The following is a 14,410-nucleotide window of genomic DNA, read 5'->3' as shown; positions in this document are numbered from 1 at the left end:
ACCCAGTCGCGCCGCCCGGTGCGGGCAAGGCGGGCAGCCACGGCGGAGGTTGTAATCTGGGCCACGGATCGGTACCGGACCATCCGGACCGCAACCAGGAGCGTGAATGAGGATCGTCGTCGTGGGTCCGGGACGGGCCGGTGGATCGCTGGCGGTGGCCGCTCGGACCGCGGGTCACGAGTTGGTGGGCCTGTTCGGTCGCCGGACCAGTAACCAGGCGCTGGCCGAACACCTCGGGGTCCGGATCCGGCTCATGGGAGAGCCGTTGCCCGAGGCCGATCTGCTGGTGGTGGCGGTCCGGGACGACGCCCTGCCCGAGGTCGCCGCGAGCTTGTGTCCCACAGCGGATCGGGTACGCGGCGCCATCCATCTCTCGGGCCTCACATCGGTCCGGGTGCTGGACCCGCTCCGCGAGGCCGGCCTCGTAACCGGCAGCTTCCACCCGCTGCAGACCTTGCCCGGCTGGGAGGCCGGATCCCGTGCCCTACCGGGCGCGTTCGTCGGGATAACCGCCCCCTCCGATTGGGCTGCGGAGCTGGAATCCTTCGCCCGGTCGCTGGGATGCCGACCGTTCCGGGTGGCGGATGACCGCAAGGCCCTCTACCACGCAGCGGGCGGCGTGGCCGCCAACTACGTCTCGGCGGCGCTCTGCGTGGCGGAGTACATGTTCACGGAGGCCGGCGTGGATCCGGCGGCGGCCCGCCCCATGGTGGAGCAGGCGGTCGCCAACGCCTTCGACCTGGGATTCCGGGAGTCGTTGACCGGGCCTATCTCGCGGGGCGATCTCGGGACCGTCCGGCGCCAGATCGAGGCGGTCGACCGCCACGCGCCGGACGCATCGGAAGCCTTCCGGGTCTTGACCGGGCTGACCGCCCAGCTGGCCGGGAGGGTCGAGGTGGAGGAGATACTCCGGCTGGCGGCCCGCCCGCCTGGAGGATCTTGTTCGCCGGGTCCGGCCACCGAGGAAGGGGGGCCGTCGTGAGGGTGGTGACCACGATGGCGGAGGCCAGGGGGCAGGCCGCCGGCGTGGTAGGTCTCGTGCCGACCATGGGCTTTCTCCACGAGGGCCACCTCTCGCTGATGGAGCGTTCCGTGGCCGAGTGCGATCAGACCGTGGCCACGCTCTACGTGAACCCGCTGCAGTTCGAGGACCCGGCCGACCTGGCCCGCTACCCGGCCGATCTGGACCGTGACCTGGCGCTTGCCGAGGCATGCGGCACAGACCTGATGGTCGTGCCCGGCCCGGAGGAGATGTTTCCGAGCCGACCCCTGACCGGAGTGACGGTGGCCGGTATCGGGGAGCGGCTGGAGGGGGAGTTCCGTCCCGGTCACATGGCCGGGGTGGCCACGGTGGTGACCAGGCTGCTGGCCGGCCTGCAGCCCGATCGCGCCTACTTCGGGCGCAAGGACGCCCAGCAACTGGCGTTGATCACCCGCCTCGTCCGGGACCTGGGCTTCCCGGTCGAGGTGGTGGGCTGCCCCCTGGTGCGGGAGGTCGACGGCCTGGCCCTGTCGTCGCGCAACGTGCTGTTAGGAGGGCGCCGAGCCGAGGCTCTGGCCCTGTCGAGCGGTCTGATGCGGGCGGCCGACCGGTTCGACCGGGGTGAGCGGACAGCTACCGTGCTGGAGGCGGCCGTTCGGGGTGCGGTTCCCGAGGATGCATTGGAGTACGTCCGGCTGTGCGAGGCGGCGACGATGACCCCGGCGACCATCGCCGAGGGCGAGACGGTTCTGGTGGCGGCGGCGCGCTTCGGGCCGGTCCGGATCATCGATAACGTGTACCTGGTCGCCGACCGGCGCGGCGCGCCGGCGGACCGCGGAGTCCGGCTGGGACGGCCCAGCCTCCTTTACGGATCGGAGGGAATCATGACCGCGGGTGAACGGACCATGGAGCCGCCGGGCGGGGTGGCCTGACCGTGTTCCTGGCGATCGACATCGGCAACACCCAGACCGTGATCGGCCTGTTCGACGGTTCTGACATTGCCGCCCGCTGGCGCCTCTCGAGCGGTCGGGAGAGGACCGAGGACGAGTTCACGATCCTGTTACGGGGCTTGCTGGGCCCGACCGGCTACAGCGCCGCCGACTTCGAGGGAGCGGCCATGTCGTCGGTGGTCCCGCCGGTGGCAACCGCTCTGCGCTCGTCACTGGAGAAGCTGGTCGGATCGCGGGTCCTGGTGGTGGGGCCGGGGGTCCGGACCGGTATGGCCATCAAGATCGACAACCCCCGGGAGGTGGGGGCCGACCGCGTGGTCAACTCCGTGGCGGCGCGGGAGCGTTACGGCGCCCCCGCAGTGGTGGTGGACTTCGGAACCGCCACGACCTTCGATGTGGTCGACGGAGACGGCGCCTACATCGGCGGCGCCATAGCTCCCGGGCTCGAAGTCTCGATGGACGCGCTGGTGTCGGCCACGGCTGCCCTCCGGCGGGTGGACCTGGTGGAGCCCCGCTCCGTGGTGGGTCGGGGCACCGTGGAAGCCATCCAGAGCGGGCTGCTGTACGGCTACGCCGGCCTGGTCGACGGAATCCTGGCCCGGATCCTCGAAGAGGCGGAGGGGAGAGGCGGGGGGCCGGTGGCGACGGTTGCCACCGGCGGGATCGCCTCGGTAATCGTCCCTTTGTCGCGGTTGGTGAGCACCGTCGACCCCACCCTGACCCTCGAAGGTCTCAGGCTCGTGTGGGAGCGCAATCTCTGAGCGCGGGGCGAGTAGCCTGCCGACCGATGGCTGAGCCCGAGACACCACCCGAGAGCGAGGTTCCCGAAGGGGCCCGTCTGGCCGAGCACCCTCTCACCTCGCGCCGCCTCGACAAGGTCACCCGGTTACGCGCCCGGGGCGTGGAGCCATACCCGCTGGGATACGACCGGGACGCCGCCGCCGCAGACCTGCACGAGCGGTTCCGCGGCTTGGCGGAGGACACCGGGACCGGGGTGGAGGTCCGGGTGGCCGGACGCCTCATGAACACCCGCCGTCTCGGCCGGCTGATCTTCGGCGTTCTCCAGGACTACTCGGGACGGATCCAGCTGTTCGCGGAGGCCGGGGGTCTCGGCGAGGACGGGCTGGCCGGATTCGAGGATCTGGATCAGGGCGATTGGATCTGGGCCCGCGGGGAGGTGATGACCACCCGCCGTGGCGAGTTGAGCGTCCATCTGGCCGACTTCGCATTGCTGGCCAAGGGCTTGCGGCCCCTGCCGGCCAAGTGGCATGGCCTCAAGGACACCGAGGTCCGATTCCGCCGCCGTGAGCTGGACCTGCTGGTCAACCCCGAGTCCCGGCGCATCGCCGAGGTCCGGGCCGGGGTGGTGTCCGAGCTGCGCCGCCAGTTCGAGGAACGCGGGTTCGTGGAGGTCGAGACCCCGGTCTTGCAGGTCCAGGCGGGTGGGGCGCTGGCCCGCCCTTTCGAGACCTACCACAACGCGCTCGGGCTACCGATGTACCTGCGAATCGCCACCGAGCTGCACCTCAAACGGCTGATCGTGGGCGGCATGGAGCGGGTGTTCGAGCTGGGCCGGGTCTTCCGGAACGAGGGGATCGACGCCAAGCACAACCCCGAGTTCACCACCCTCGAGGCTTACCAGGCGCTGGCCGACTACCACGACATCATGCGGCTGATGGAGGAGGTGATCCCGGCTGTGGCGGAGCGGGTGATCGGCGCCACCCGGCTCACTTACCAGGGCCGAGCGCTCAACCTCCGGCCTCCCTACCGGCGGGTTCCCATGCTCGAGCTGGTGTCCGAGGCGCTGGGCGCCGCCATCACGCCGTCAACTCCCGTTGCCGAGCTACGAGCCCTGGCCACGGTGGCGGGGTTGGAGGCCGATCCGGATTGGGGATTCGGGAAGCTGGTCGAAGAGGTGTTCGACCAGCGCGTCGAGCAGCATCTGTGGGAGCCCACCTTCGTGATCGACCATCCCATCGACATCTCCCCGCTGGCCCGGCAGCACCGTTCGGTCGCAGGCCTGGTGGAGCGCTTCGAGCTCTACATCGCCGGCGCCGAGTACGTGGACGCGTTCACCGAACTCAACGATCCGCTCGACCAGCGGGCTCGGTTCGAGGCTCAGGCGGCAGCCCGCGCGGCCGGTGACGAGACGGCCCACCCGGTGGACGAGAGCTTCCTGCAGGCGCTGGAACTGGGCATGCCCCCCACCGGAGGCCTCGGCATCGGCGTCGATCGGCTGGTGATGCTGTTGACGGGCCAGCGGAATCTCCGCGAGGTGGTCCTGTTCCCCCATCTGCGCCCCGAGGCCTAGTTTCTAGTTTCTAGTTTCTAGTTTCTAGTTTCTAGTTTCTAGTTTCTAGTTTCTAGTTTGTTTAACCTTTAATACTAGCAAATAACAACTAGCAACTAGCGACTAGCAACTAGCGACTAGCAACTAACTCCGACGGATCCCACCCTGTCGACCAGGAAGTCGCCCATGCGCCGGAAGACCTCCCGGGCCTCGATGTCGGGCAAACCGGCGGTGGCGTCGGCGGCCCTGGCGAGCCGGTGCCGGCACTCGTCGAGCACCCGTTGCACGTAGCCGCCCTCCGTGACCAGGCCGATCACCTCATCGACCGCGTCCTCTGTTAGAGGTCCCTCCTGTTGCAGTAAGGCCTCTATCCGGCCTCCGGCCGGCCCTTCCAGGGCGTAGAGAACCGGCAGCGTGTACACGCCCTGGCGGATGTCGCTCCCGGCCGGCTTACCCAGTTCCTCCCCGGTGGACACCAGGTCGAGGGCGTCGTCGGTGAGCTGGAACACGATCCCCAGTTCCCAGGTGGCGGTGGACACCGCCTCGACCGTCTCGTCCGCGGCGTCGGCGGCCAGCGCACCCAGCCGGGCCGCGGTCCTGATCAGGCTGGCGGTCTTACCCCCGATCACCCGGTAATGATCAGCGGGCCCGTGGCTGATGTCGCCTGTCAGCTTGAGTTCCAGAGCCTGGCCGGTCACCAGGTTCCGGTAGGTGTGCGCCAGGAGCTCGACCGAAGCCATGCCCAGGTACGTAGCAGCGATCTCCGATGCCCGGGCGATGAGGAAGTCACCGGCCAGGATGGCGAGCGAGTTGTCCCACCTGACGTTGACCGACGTGGTGCCGCGGCGGGTGTCGGCGCCGTCGATCACGTCGTCGTGGTACATGGACCCGATATGGATCAGCTCCACCGCCGCGCCGGCCTCGATCAGCCGGCGGTCGCGGGTCGGCCCGAACTCACCGGCCAGCTGGGTGAGGACCGGCCGGTAGCGCTTGCCTCCCGCGAGCAGCAGGTGTTGGGAGATCTCGGTGAGAAAGTCGTCACCGGCGCGGGACACGTCGAGCAGCCGTTGCTCGACGCGTTCCATTCGCTCCCAGACCCCGGGAATCTCGATCAGGGCCCTGATGGTGTCGGTGGACATGGCATCCGTTCGCCGCGCGGTAGAGCGCCGTATGGTAAGCGGATAACGCCGCTCTTCTCCCATCGGGTTGTCACCGCCTTGCGTTATAGTCGCCGGTTACCGGGACGAGTACTTCTAAGCTTGTATCCTGTGAGCCAAAGCCGCCGAGTCGGAGGTTGACCGCCAGTGTTCGAACGCTTCACCGACCGGGCCCGCAGAGTGGTGGTCCTGGCCCAGGAAGAGGCGCGGCTACTCAACCACAACTACATCGGCACCGAGCACATCCTCCTCGGCCTCATCCACGAAGGCGAGGGGGTGGCCGCCCGGGGTTTGCTGAACCTCGGTATCCGGCTGGACTCCGTGCGTAGCCAGGTGGTGGAGACCATTGGGCAGGGGCACCAGTCCCCGGCCGGCCACATCCCGTTCACTCCCCGGGCGAAGAAGGTACTGGAGTTGAGCCTGCGGGAGGCCCTGCAGCTGGGACACAACTACATCGGTACCGAGCACATCCTCCTCGGCCTGATCCGTGAGGGGGACGGGGTGGCCGCCCAGGTCCTGGAGAAGTTGGGCGCCGACCTGCCCAGGGTGCGGCATACGATCATCCAACTCCTCTCCGGCGGTTCGGGGGACGAGCCCGCCCGCGCCGGCACCGCTCCATCCGGACGGGGTTCATCCCAGTCGGGTTCGACGGTGCTGGACCAGTTCGGACGCAACCTCACCCACATGGCCCGTGATCATGCGCTCGATCCGGTGATCGGTCGCTACCCCGAGATCGAACGCGTCATGCAGATCCTCTCGAGGCGCTCCAAGAACAATCCGGTTCTGATCGGTGAGCCCGGGGTGGGCAAGACGGCGATCGTGGAGGGCCTGGCCCAGCGGATCGTGGCGGGAGAGGTTCCCGACACGCTCAACACCAAGCAGATATACACCCTCGACCTGGGCGCCCTGGTGGCCGGGTCCCGCTACCGCGGCGACTTCGAGGAGCGTCTGAAGAAGGTCCTGAAGGAGATCAAGAACCGGGGCGACATCGTCCTATTCATCGATGAGATCCACACGCTGGTGGGCGCGGGAGCGGCGGAGGGAGCCATCGACGCCGCCAGCATCCTGAAGCCCATGCTGGCCCGGGGCGAGCTGCAGACCGTCGGGGCGACCACCCTGGAGGAGTACCGCAAGTACCTGGAGAAGGACTCCGCGCTGGAGCGCCGCTTCCAGCCCATTCACGTGGACGAGCCCTCCGTCGCCGAAACGGTGCGGATCCTGCATGGGCTCAAGGACCGCTACGAGGCCCACCATTCGGTGCGTTTCACCGACAGCGCCCTGAAGACGGCCGCCACCCTCGCCGACCGGTACATCTCCGATCGTTTCCTCCCCGACAAGGCCATCGACCTGATCGACGAGGCGGGCAGCCGTAACCGGATCTTCCGCAGCTCCTCCAGCGCGCAGATCCGCCAGATCGACGACCAGTTGAGCGCGGTGCGGAACGACAAGATGGAAGCGGTCTCCGCGCAGCAGTTCGAGCGAGCGGCCCAACTCCGCGACCAGGAGCGGGCGCTGATCTCCGACCGGGCCAGGTACAAGGCCGAGTCGGCCGATTCGTCCTCCGTCGTGGACGACACCCTGATCGACGAGGACGAGATCGCCGATGTGCTGGCCCAGTGGACCGGCATCCCGGTGCATCGGCTCACGGAGGAGGAGACCGCCCGGTTGGTCCACATGGAGGAGGAGCTCCACAAGCGGATCATCGGCCAGCACGACGGGATCTCGGCGGTGAGCCGGGCCATCCGCCGCACCAGGGCCGGTCTCAAGGATCCGAAGCGGCCCAGCGGTTCGTTCATCTTCCTCGGGCCGTCCGGTGTGGGGAAGACCGAAACCGCCAAGGCGCTGGCGGAGTTCCTGTTCGGCGACGAGGACTCACTCATCCAACTCGACATGTCGGAGTACATGGAGAAGCACACGGTGAGCCGCCTGGTCGGATCGCCACCCGGTTACGTGGGTTACGACGAAGGTGGCCAACTCACCGAGGCGGTGCGCCGCAAGCCCTTCTCGGTGGTGCTGTTCGACGAGATCGAAAAGGCCCACTCCGACGTCTTCAACACCCTTCTCCAGATCCTGGAAGACGGTCGCCTTACCGATGCTCAGGGTCGGGCCGTGGACTTCAAGAACACCGTGATCATCATGACCTCCAATCTCGGGTCCGAGTCGTTGCGCAAGAAGGCGGTGGGGTTCCAGCAGGAGAGCGACGAGATCACCTACGAGAAGATGAAGGAGAAGCTGACCGACAACCTGAAGAAGCACTTCCGGCCCGAGTTCCTCAACCGGATCGACGAGGTGATCGTCTTCCATCCGTTGACGGGGGATGAGGTCAAGCAGATCGTCGACCTGATGCTGGTGCGGGACCGGGAGCAACTGGCTACCCAGTCCCTCGACCTGGTGCTGAGCGACGCCGCCAAGACGTTCCTGGTCTCCAAGGGCTACGACCGGGAACTGGGCGCCCGCCCGTTGCGCCGGGCCATCCAGCGGTACCTCGAGGATCCGTTGGCCGAGCAGGTGTTGCTGGGCGAGTACACGCCCGGCACCACCATCGTGGTGGATGCCGATCCGGATGGCAGCATGCTCATCTTCGAGATGGTCGACACTCCCGACAGCCCCCCGCTGGACCTGGTCGACTCCGGCTCCTGACCATCTGCGATCGCACCGACCCGTGCACCCGGCCCGGGGCGTCACATCCTCTCGGATCCCATTAGCGGCGACCGGGCACCCGGCGTAGAATGTCCAACCCACCCGTCCCTGTACATCAGGGCCCGAAGCAAAGGATCCAGAATCATGCGCGTTAAGACCAGGCTGTTGATCTTGCTGGCGGCCTTCGGGCTGCTGGCGGCCGCTTGCGGTGGCGATGACACGCCCGCGACGACCGCAGCCCAGGCGACCTCCGCGACCTCCGCGACCACCCAGGCTCCGACGGGTGAGCCCATCAACATCGGTCTGGTCTATGACATCGGTGGTCGGGGCGATCAGTCGTTCAACGACGCGGCTGCGGCGGGCCTCGACAAGGCCGCCGCGGAACTGGGAGTCTCTACTTCGGAGGCGTCTGCCAACGAGGACGGGACCAACCGTGAGGAACTGCTGGCCTTGCAGGCGTCGGAAGGCTCCGATCTGGTGATCGGGGTCGGGTTCCTGTTCGGCGAGCCGATGGCCAATGTGGCCGCCGAGTATCCGGAGATCAGCTTCGCGATCGTGGACTCCGTGGTGGACGCTCCCAACGTGGCGGGGTTGGTCTTCGCCGAGGAGCAGGGGTCCTTCCTGGTGGGCGTGATTGCGGCTCTCAAGACGCAGACCGGTACGGTCGGTTACATCGGTGGGGTCAACATCCCGTTGATCCACGCCTTCGAGGCCGGGTTCCTCGCAGGCGTGCAAGCCATCGACCCCTCTATCCAGGTGATCTCCCAGTACGTGACGGAGCCGCCTGACTTCAGTGGTTTCAACGATCCGGCGGCGGGTCGGGTGATCGCGCAGTCGATGTTCGAGCAGGGCGCCGATGTGGTGTACCACGCGGCGGGCGGTACCGGGGGTGGTCTGTTCCAGGCCGCCAAGGACTACTCGGAGGCCAACAACACCCACGTGTGGGCGATCGGCGTCGACTCCGACCAGTACCTCACCGCTGGCTCGGACTTCCAGCCCTACATCCTCACTTCGATGCTCAAGCGGGTGGACGTGGCGGTGTTCAGCACCATCCAGGCGGTCCAGGCGGGCACGTTCGCGCCCGGTCCGCAGGTGTTCGATCTGTCGGTGGACGGGGTCGGCTACTCGACATCCGGCGGCTACGTGGACGACATCGCGGGCCAACTCGACAACTGGAAGGGACGGATCGTCTCGGGCGAGATCGTGGTCAGCCGCGACCCGACCGACCTAGGGGTGGCGCCTCCGCCGCCTCCCGCGGCAGGTGAGCCGGTCAACATCGGTCTGGTCTATGACATCGGTGGTCGGGGTGATCAGTCGTTCAACGACGCGGCTGCGGCGGGCCTCGACAAGGCGGCCGCGGAATTGGGGACGCAGAACTCGGAGGCGTCTGCCAACGAGGACGGGACCAACCGTGAGGAACTGCTGGCCTTGCAGGCGTCGGAAGGCTCCGATCTGGTGATCGGGGTCGGGTTCCTGTTCGGCGAGCCGATGGCCAACGTGGCGGCCGAGTATCCGGAGATCAGCTTCGCGATCGTGGACTCGGTGGTGGACGCCCCGAACGTGGCCGGTCTGATCTTCTCGGAGGAGCAGGGTTCGTTCCTGGTTGGCGCGGCTGCCGCGCTGAAGACCCAGACCGGGATCGTGGGATACATCGGTGGAGTGAACATCCCGTTGATCCATGCTTTCGAGGCCGGGTTCCTCGCAGGCGTGCAGGCGGTGGATCCGTCTATCCAGGTGATCTCCCAGTACGTGACGGAGCCGCCCGATTTCAGTGGTTTCAACGATCCGGCGGCGGGTCGGGTGATCGCGCAGTCGATGTTCGAGCAGGGCGCCGATGTGGTGTACCACGCGGCGGGCGGTACCGGGGGTGGTCTGTTCCAGGCCGCCAAGGACTACTCGGAGGCCAACAACACCCACGTGTGGGCGATCGGCGTCGACTCCGACCAGTACCTCACCGCTGGCTCGGACTTCCAGCCCTACATCCTCACTTCGATGCTCAAGCGGGTGGACGTGGCGGTGTTCAGCACCATCCAGGCGGTCCAGGCGGGCACGTTCGCGCCCGGTCCGCAGGTGTTCGATCTGTCGGTGGACGGGGTCGGCTACTCCACCTCCGGTGGCCACGTGGATGACATCACCGCCCAACTCGACGCGTTCAAGGAGCAGATCGTCTCCGGCGAGATCGTGGTGAGCCGCGACCCCGCCGACTACGCGGGTTGACGGGAGCCCGATCGGGAGACAGGGTGACGAGCGTCGGCAGATGAAGGAGCGGTGAACCGATGAGCGTCGCGGTGCGGTTGCAGGGAATCACCAAGCGATTCCCCGGTGTGCTGGCCAACGACCGCATCGACCTCGTCGTGGAGGCGGGCGAGATCCACGCCATCTGCGGCGAGAACGGCGCCGGCAAGTCGACGCTGATGAAGATCCTCTACGGGATGCAGGCTCCCGATGAGGGAAGCATCGAGGTTCTCGATCAGGAGCGCGCGTTCTCCTCGCCCAGGGAGGCGATCGACGTGGGGATCGGGATGGTTCACCAGCACTTCATGCTGGCCGACAACCTGACGGTCATCGAGAACGTGATCCTCGGAGCGGAGCCGTCCAGGGGGTCGCTGATCGACTTCCCGGCCGCCCGGTCCCGGCTGCGGGAGCTGGGTGACGCCTACGGCCTGGAGCTCGACCTCGACGATACGGTCGGGACCTTGGAGGTGGGGGAGCGGCAGCGGATCGAGATCATCAAGATCCTCTACCGCGGGGCCCGCATCCTCATCCTGGACGAACCCACCGCGGTGCTGGTTCCCCAGGAGGTGGAGGAGCTGTTCCGCAACATGAGGGAACTCAAGGCGGAGGGTCACACCATCATCTTCATCGATCACAAGCTGGACGAGGTTCTGGCGATAGCCGACACGATCACCGTGCTCCGCCAGGGCCGGTCGGTTGCCAGGGTCAAGCCGGAGGACGTGACCGCCCAGGATCTGGCCGAGTTGATGGTGGGCTCGGAACTTCCTACGCCCGAGACGCGGGAGGTGACCGTCACCGACCGGACCGCCGTCGAGGTCAGGGGGATCTCGGTGGTGGATGAGGCCGGGGTGACGAGGCTGCGGGATGTCGGCTTCTCTGTGCAGTGCGGCGAGATAGTCGGCGTGGCAGGGGTGGAGGGCAACGGCCAGGGCGAGTTGGTGGAGGCGATCCTGGGAATCGCTCCGGTGACCGGAGGCTCCATCCATCTGCACGGTGATGACGTGACCGGCTGGTCGGTACGCCAACGCCGGGAGGCCGGCCTCGGGTACATCCCCGAGGATCGTCACCGGCGAGGACTGCTACTGCCGGCGCCGGTCTGGGAGAACAGCATCCTGGGTCACCAGACGCGTAGCCGTTTCCTGAATTCCCGGGTTTGGATCGACGAGGACGCTTCCAGGGGCCATGCCTCTCATGTGGTCGAACGCTTCGACGTGCGCACGCCCGGTGTCCACACACCGGTTCATGCCCTTTCCGGCGGCAACCAGCAGAAGCTGGTGGTCGGCCGGGAGCTGGCCACCGAATGCAACCCGCTGATCGCCGCCCACCCCACGAGGGGTATCGACGTCGGCTCGCAGGCCGCCGTCTGGGAGGACCTGCGCCGGGCCCGGGCGGAAGGTCTGGGACTGCTGCTGATCTCGGCCGATCTCGAGGAACTGATCGGTCTGAGCGATACACTCCTCGTGATGCTGCGCGGTGAGATCGTGGCCAGGCTGGACCCGGCCAAGGTCACGCCGAGGGAGTTGGGCGCCTACATGACGGGGGCGGCCGCGTGAGCTGGACCGGTGTGCGCCGTGTGGTAGGGCCGCCATTGGCCGCGGTGGGGCTGGCGCTCCTGGTGGCGGCGCTCGTTCTGCTGGTGTCGGGGGCTGATCCGCTCGTGGCCTTCGGCAACATATGGGAGTACGGCAGCCGGCTGGAGACGGTCATCGAGTCGTTCAACCGGGCGACCCCGCTCTACCTATCGGGCATCGCCTTCGCCATCGCCATGCGGATGAACCTCTTCCAGATCGGCGTGGAGGGCCAGTACATCCTGGCGGCGTTCTTCGCCGCCTATGTCGGAGCCGGCGTGGGCTCGCTCTTCCCGCCGCTCCACATCGCCATCATCCTGCTGACGGCGATGATCGTGGGGGCGGCCTGGGCCGGGCTGGCGGGCTGGATGAAGGTGACCCGGAACGTCCATGAGGTCATTTCCACCATCATGCTCAACGCCATCGCGGTCTCCGGGGTGGTGTCGTTCCTGCTGGGCCGGTGGAAGATCGAGTCGGAGTCGCTCGACACCCGCCTGGGTGACATCGCCACCACCGGTTGGTTCCCCAGCCTCAACCCGATCGTCGAGTTGGTGACCCGCGAGATCAAGCGCGTCGAACTGACCGGCTTCATCCTGGTGGCGGCGCTGGTGGGCGTCGCGTACCACCTCATCATCAACCGCTCCCGGCTCGGATACGACCTGCGGGCCACCGGCGCCAACCCGTGGGCCGCCGAGGCGAGCGGCGTGCCGCCCAAGCGGACCATCGTCCTGGCCATGCTGCTCAGCGGGGCGGTGGCCGGGATGGTCGGTATGGCGGACCTGCTCGGAGACCAGCACTTCTACAGCCTCCGGTTCCCGCAGGGGCTGGGCTTCGCCGGGATCGCGGTGGCGCTGCTGGGGCGCAACCACGCGGTGGGGGCGGCGGTGGCGGCATTGGCGTTCGGATGGCTGGAGCGGGCGTCGGGCGTGCTGGAGGTCCGTGGTGACGCCCCGCGCGAGATCGTCACGATCATGGTGGCGGTGATCATCCTGTTCGCCGTGATCGCCTACGCGCTCGCCCAGCGACGCAGGAGGATCGAGGCCGCGGCGGCCGCGTCCGCACAGGTCGAGAGCCCCGCTGTCGCGGGAGCCGAGGAGGCCGACACTTGAGTGCCCTGCGCGAGCGACCAGCGATGAGTCTCGGGGCGAACCTCGTGAGCGGCAATCGCCGCTGGATCGTCTACGGGTTGGGCGCGGTGCTCCTGCTCGCCTCCACCCAGCAGTTCGCCTCCCTGCCTACGGACGACCTGACTTCGAGCGGGACGTGGGCCATCGCCCTGGCCTGGTCGGTTCCGATCCTCATGGCCGGACTGGGCGGGATCTTCTCGGAACGCTCCGGGGTGGTCAATATCGGCCTGGAGGGGATGTTGATCCTGGGTACCTGGTTCGGGGCCTTCGGGACCATGATCGGCGGCCCCTGGTTCGGGATGCTCCTCGCGGCCGTGGCGGGCGCCATGGGAGGCCTCGTCATGGCGGTGGCCGCGGTCGGATTCAACGTGGATCACATAATCGCCGGGGTCGCCATCAACCTGATGGCTCCCGGCCTGACCCGGTTCCTGTCCGACCTGCACTTCTCGGATCGCGGAGGCTCGATCACCCAGTCCCCGACCATTTCCGGCGTGAGCGACTTCACCCTGCCCGTCCTGGCGGGCGGCACGATCTTCGGTTGGGAGAGCCCGGACGTCCTAGGGGCGATAGAGAGCGGCAGCATCTTCTTCATCTCGGACCTGGCCGGGATACTGCGCGGCTTCATGTTCCAGATGTCATGGCTCACCCTCATCGCCTACCTGGCCCTGCCCATAGCCATACTCGTCCTGTGGAAGACCAGTTTCGGGCTACGGCTGCGCAGCTGCGGCGAGCACCCGCACGCAGCCGACTCGTTGGGCGTCAACGTCTACAAGTACAAGTACTACGGCGTGGTGATCAGCGGCTTCCTGGCCGGCCTCGGGGGCGGCTTCCTGGCGATCCAGCTGTCCGGGCTGTACAAGGAGGGCCAGACCCAGGGGAAGGGCTACATCGGGTTGGCGACCATGATCTTCGGCAACTGGAACCCGATCGGAACGGCCCGCGGGGCGCTGCTCTTCGGTTTCACCGAGACCCTGCGCCTCCGGGACGAGAACGCCGCCCACGGACTGCTGCTGCTGGTGGTGCTCGCCATCGCCCTGCTGCTGCTGTGGCGCATCCTGAAGCGGAAGGGATACACCGGGACTCTGCAGCTGGCCGTCGTGGCGATCGCGGTCGGCTTCTGGTACATGAACTCCACCAGCGTGCCCAACCAGCTACCGGCCATCACCCCCCACATCGCGGTCCTCGTGGTGCTGCTGTTCGCCACCTCCCGCCTCCGCCCACCCGCCGCCGACGGCCTCCCCTTCCGCAAGGGCGAGACATAGGCCTCAGTGGTCAGCGGTCCACTTGACCGTTGCCACCACGATCAATACTGGATGTCGAGGGCGTAGCGCAGAGCCCGATCCAACACGGCCCTCTTGAACTCACCAAGCCGTCCCACCGGACTGGAGTCGAGACACGAGATTGGCACAGTGATGAGGCTGTCGCAGTTGACTGCACAGGGTTCGGGTAGTCCTTCTTCCG

General features: G+C 67.4%; 10 protein-coding genes. 9 read left to right on the top strand and 1 reads right to left on the bottom strand.

Annotated features, from left to right (window positions below; genetic code table 11):
* The first annotated feature begins 106 nt into the window (after positions 1-106).
* Genes OXM57_13575 through lysS form a run of 4 tightly spaced genes read left to right on the top strand, consistent with a single transcriptional unit; the run spans position 107 to position 4,243 of the window.
* The gene (locus tag OXM57_13575) at positions 107-982 is read left to right on the top strand and encodes a DUF2520 domain-containing protein (GenBank protein ID MDE0353707.1); all 876 of its coding nucleotides are present in this window, start codon (positions 107-109) and stop codon (positions 980-982) included.
* Complete coding sequence (gene panC, locus OXM57_13570) at positions 979-1,914, top strand: pantoate--beta-alanine ligase (GenBank protein MDE0353706.1); 936 nt, start codon at positions 979-981, stop codon at positions 1,912-1,914. The genes OXM57_13575 and panC overlap by 4 nt, the downstream gene beginning before the upstream one ends.
* Positions 1,915-1,916: 2 nt before the next feature.
* Positions 1,917-2,693 (top strand): type III pantothenate kinase, encoded by a 777-nt coding sequence (locus OXM57_13565; protein MDE0353705.1) that lies wholly within the window; start codon positions 1,917-1,919, stop codon positions 2,691-2,693.
* A 26-nt stretch (positions 2,694-2,719) separates the two neighbouring features.
* Positions 2,720-4,243: a lysine--tRNA ligase gene (gene lysS, locus OXM57_13560; protein ID MDE0353704.1), complete on the top strand. Its 1,524-nt coding sequence runs from the start codon at positions 2,720-2,722 to the stop codon at positions 4,241-4,243.
* 116 nt (positions 4,244-4,359) lie between these two features.
* Here the strand turns inward: lysS and OXM57_13555 are convergent, their stop codons facing one another.
* On the bottom strand, positions 4,360-5,361 hold the full coding sequence (locus OXM57_13555; protein MDE0353703.1) for a polyprenyl synthetase family protein: 1,002 nt from the start codon (positions 5,359-5,361) through the stop codon (positions 4,360-4,362).
* A gap of 165 nt (positions 5,362-5,526) precedes the next feature.
* Between OXM57_13555 and OXM57_13550 the strand changes: the two genes are divergently transcribed.
* The 5 genes from OXM57_13550 to OXM57_13530 all read left to right on the top strand — a co-directional run bounded on the left by OXM57_13550 (position 5,527) and on the right by OXM57_13530 (position 14,211).
* Positions 5,527-8,019, top strand: a complete 2,493-nt coding sequence (locus OXM57_13550) for an ATP-dependent Clp protease ATP-binding subunit (protein MDE0353702.1) — start codon at positions 5,527-5,529, stop codon at positions 8,017-8,019.
* A 144-nt stretch (positions 8,020-8,163) separates the two neighbouring features.
* Complete coding sequence (locus OXM57_13545; GenBank protein ID MDE0353701.1) at positions 8,164-10,236, top strand: BMP family ABC transporter substrate-binding protein; 2,073 nt, start codon at positions 8,164-8,166, stop codon at positions 10,234-10,236.
* 59 nt (positions 10,237-10,295) lie between these two features.
* A complete protein-coding gene (locus OXM57_13540; GenBank protein ID MDE0353700.1) occupies positions 10,296-11,807 on the top strand; it encodes an ABC transporter ATP-binding protein in 1,512 nt (503 codons plus the stop codon).
* 11 nt (positions 11,808-11,818) lie between these two features.
* Positions 11,819-12,931, top strand: coding sequence for an ABC transporter permease (locus OXM57_13535; GenBank protein MDE0353699.1), 1,113 nt, complete (start codon positions 11,819-11,821; stop codon positions 12,929-12,931).
* Positions 12,928-14,211: an ABC transporter permease gene (locus OXM57_13530; protein ID MDE0353698.1), complete on the top strand. Its 1,284-nt coding sequence runs from the start codon at positions 12,928-12,930 to the stop codon at positions 14,209-14,211. The genes OXM57_13535 and OXM57_13530 overlap by 4 nt, the downstream gene beginning before the upstream one ends.
* Positions 14,212-14,410: the final 199 nt, after the last annotated feature.

It is taken from the genome of bacterium, from assembly GCA_028820935.1.
Classification (GTDB): domain Bacteria; phylum Actinomycetota; class Acidimicrobiia; order Spongiisociales; family Spongiisociaceae; genus Spongiisocius.
Note: the sequence above shows the minus strand (reverse complement) of the source record. Positions and strands in the feature narration are given on the sequence as shown.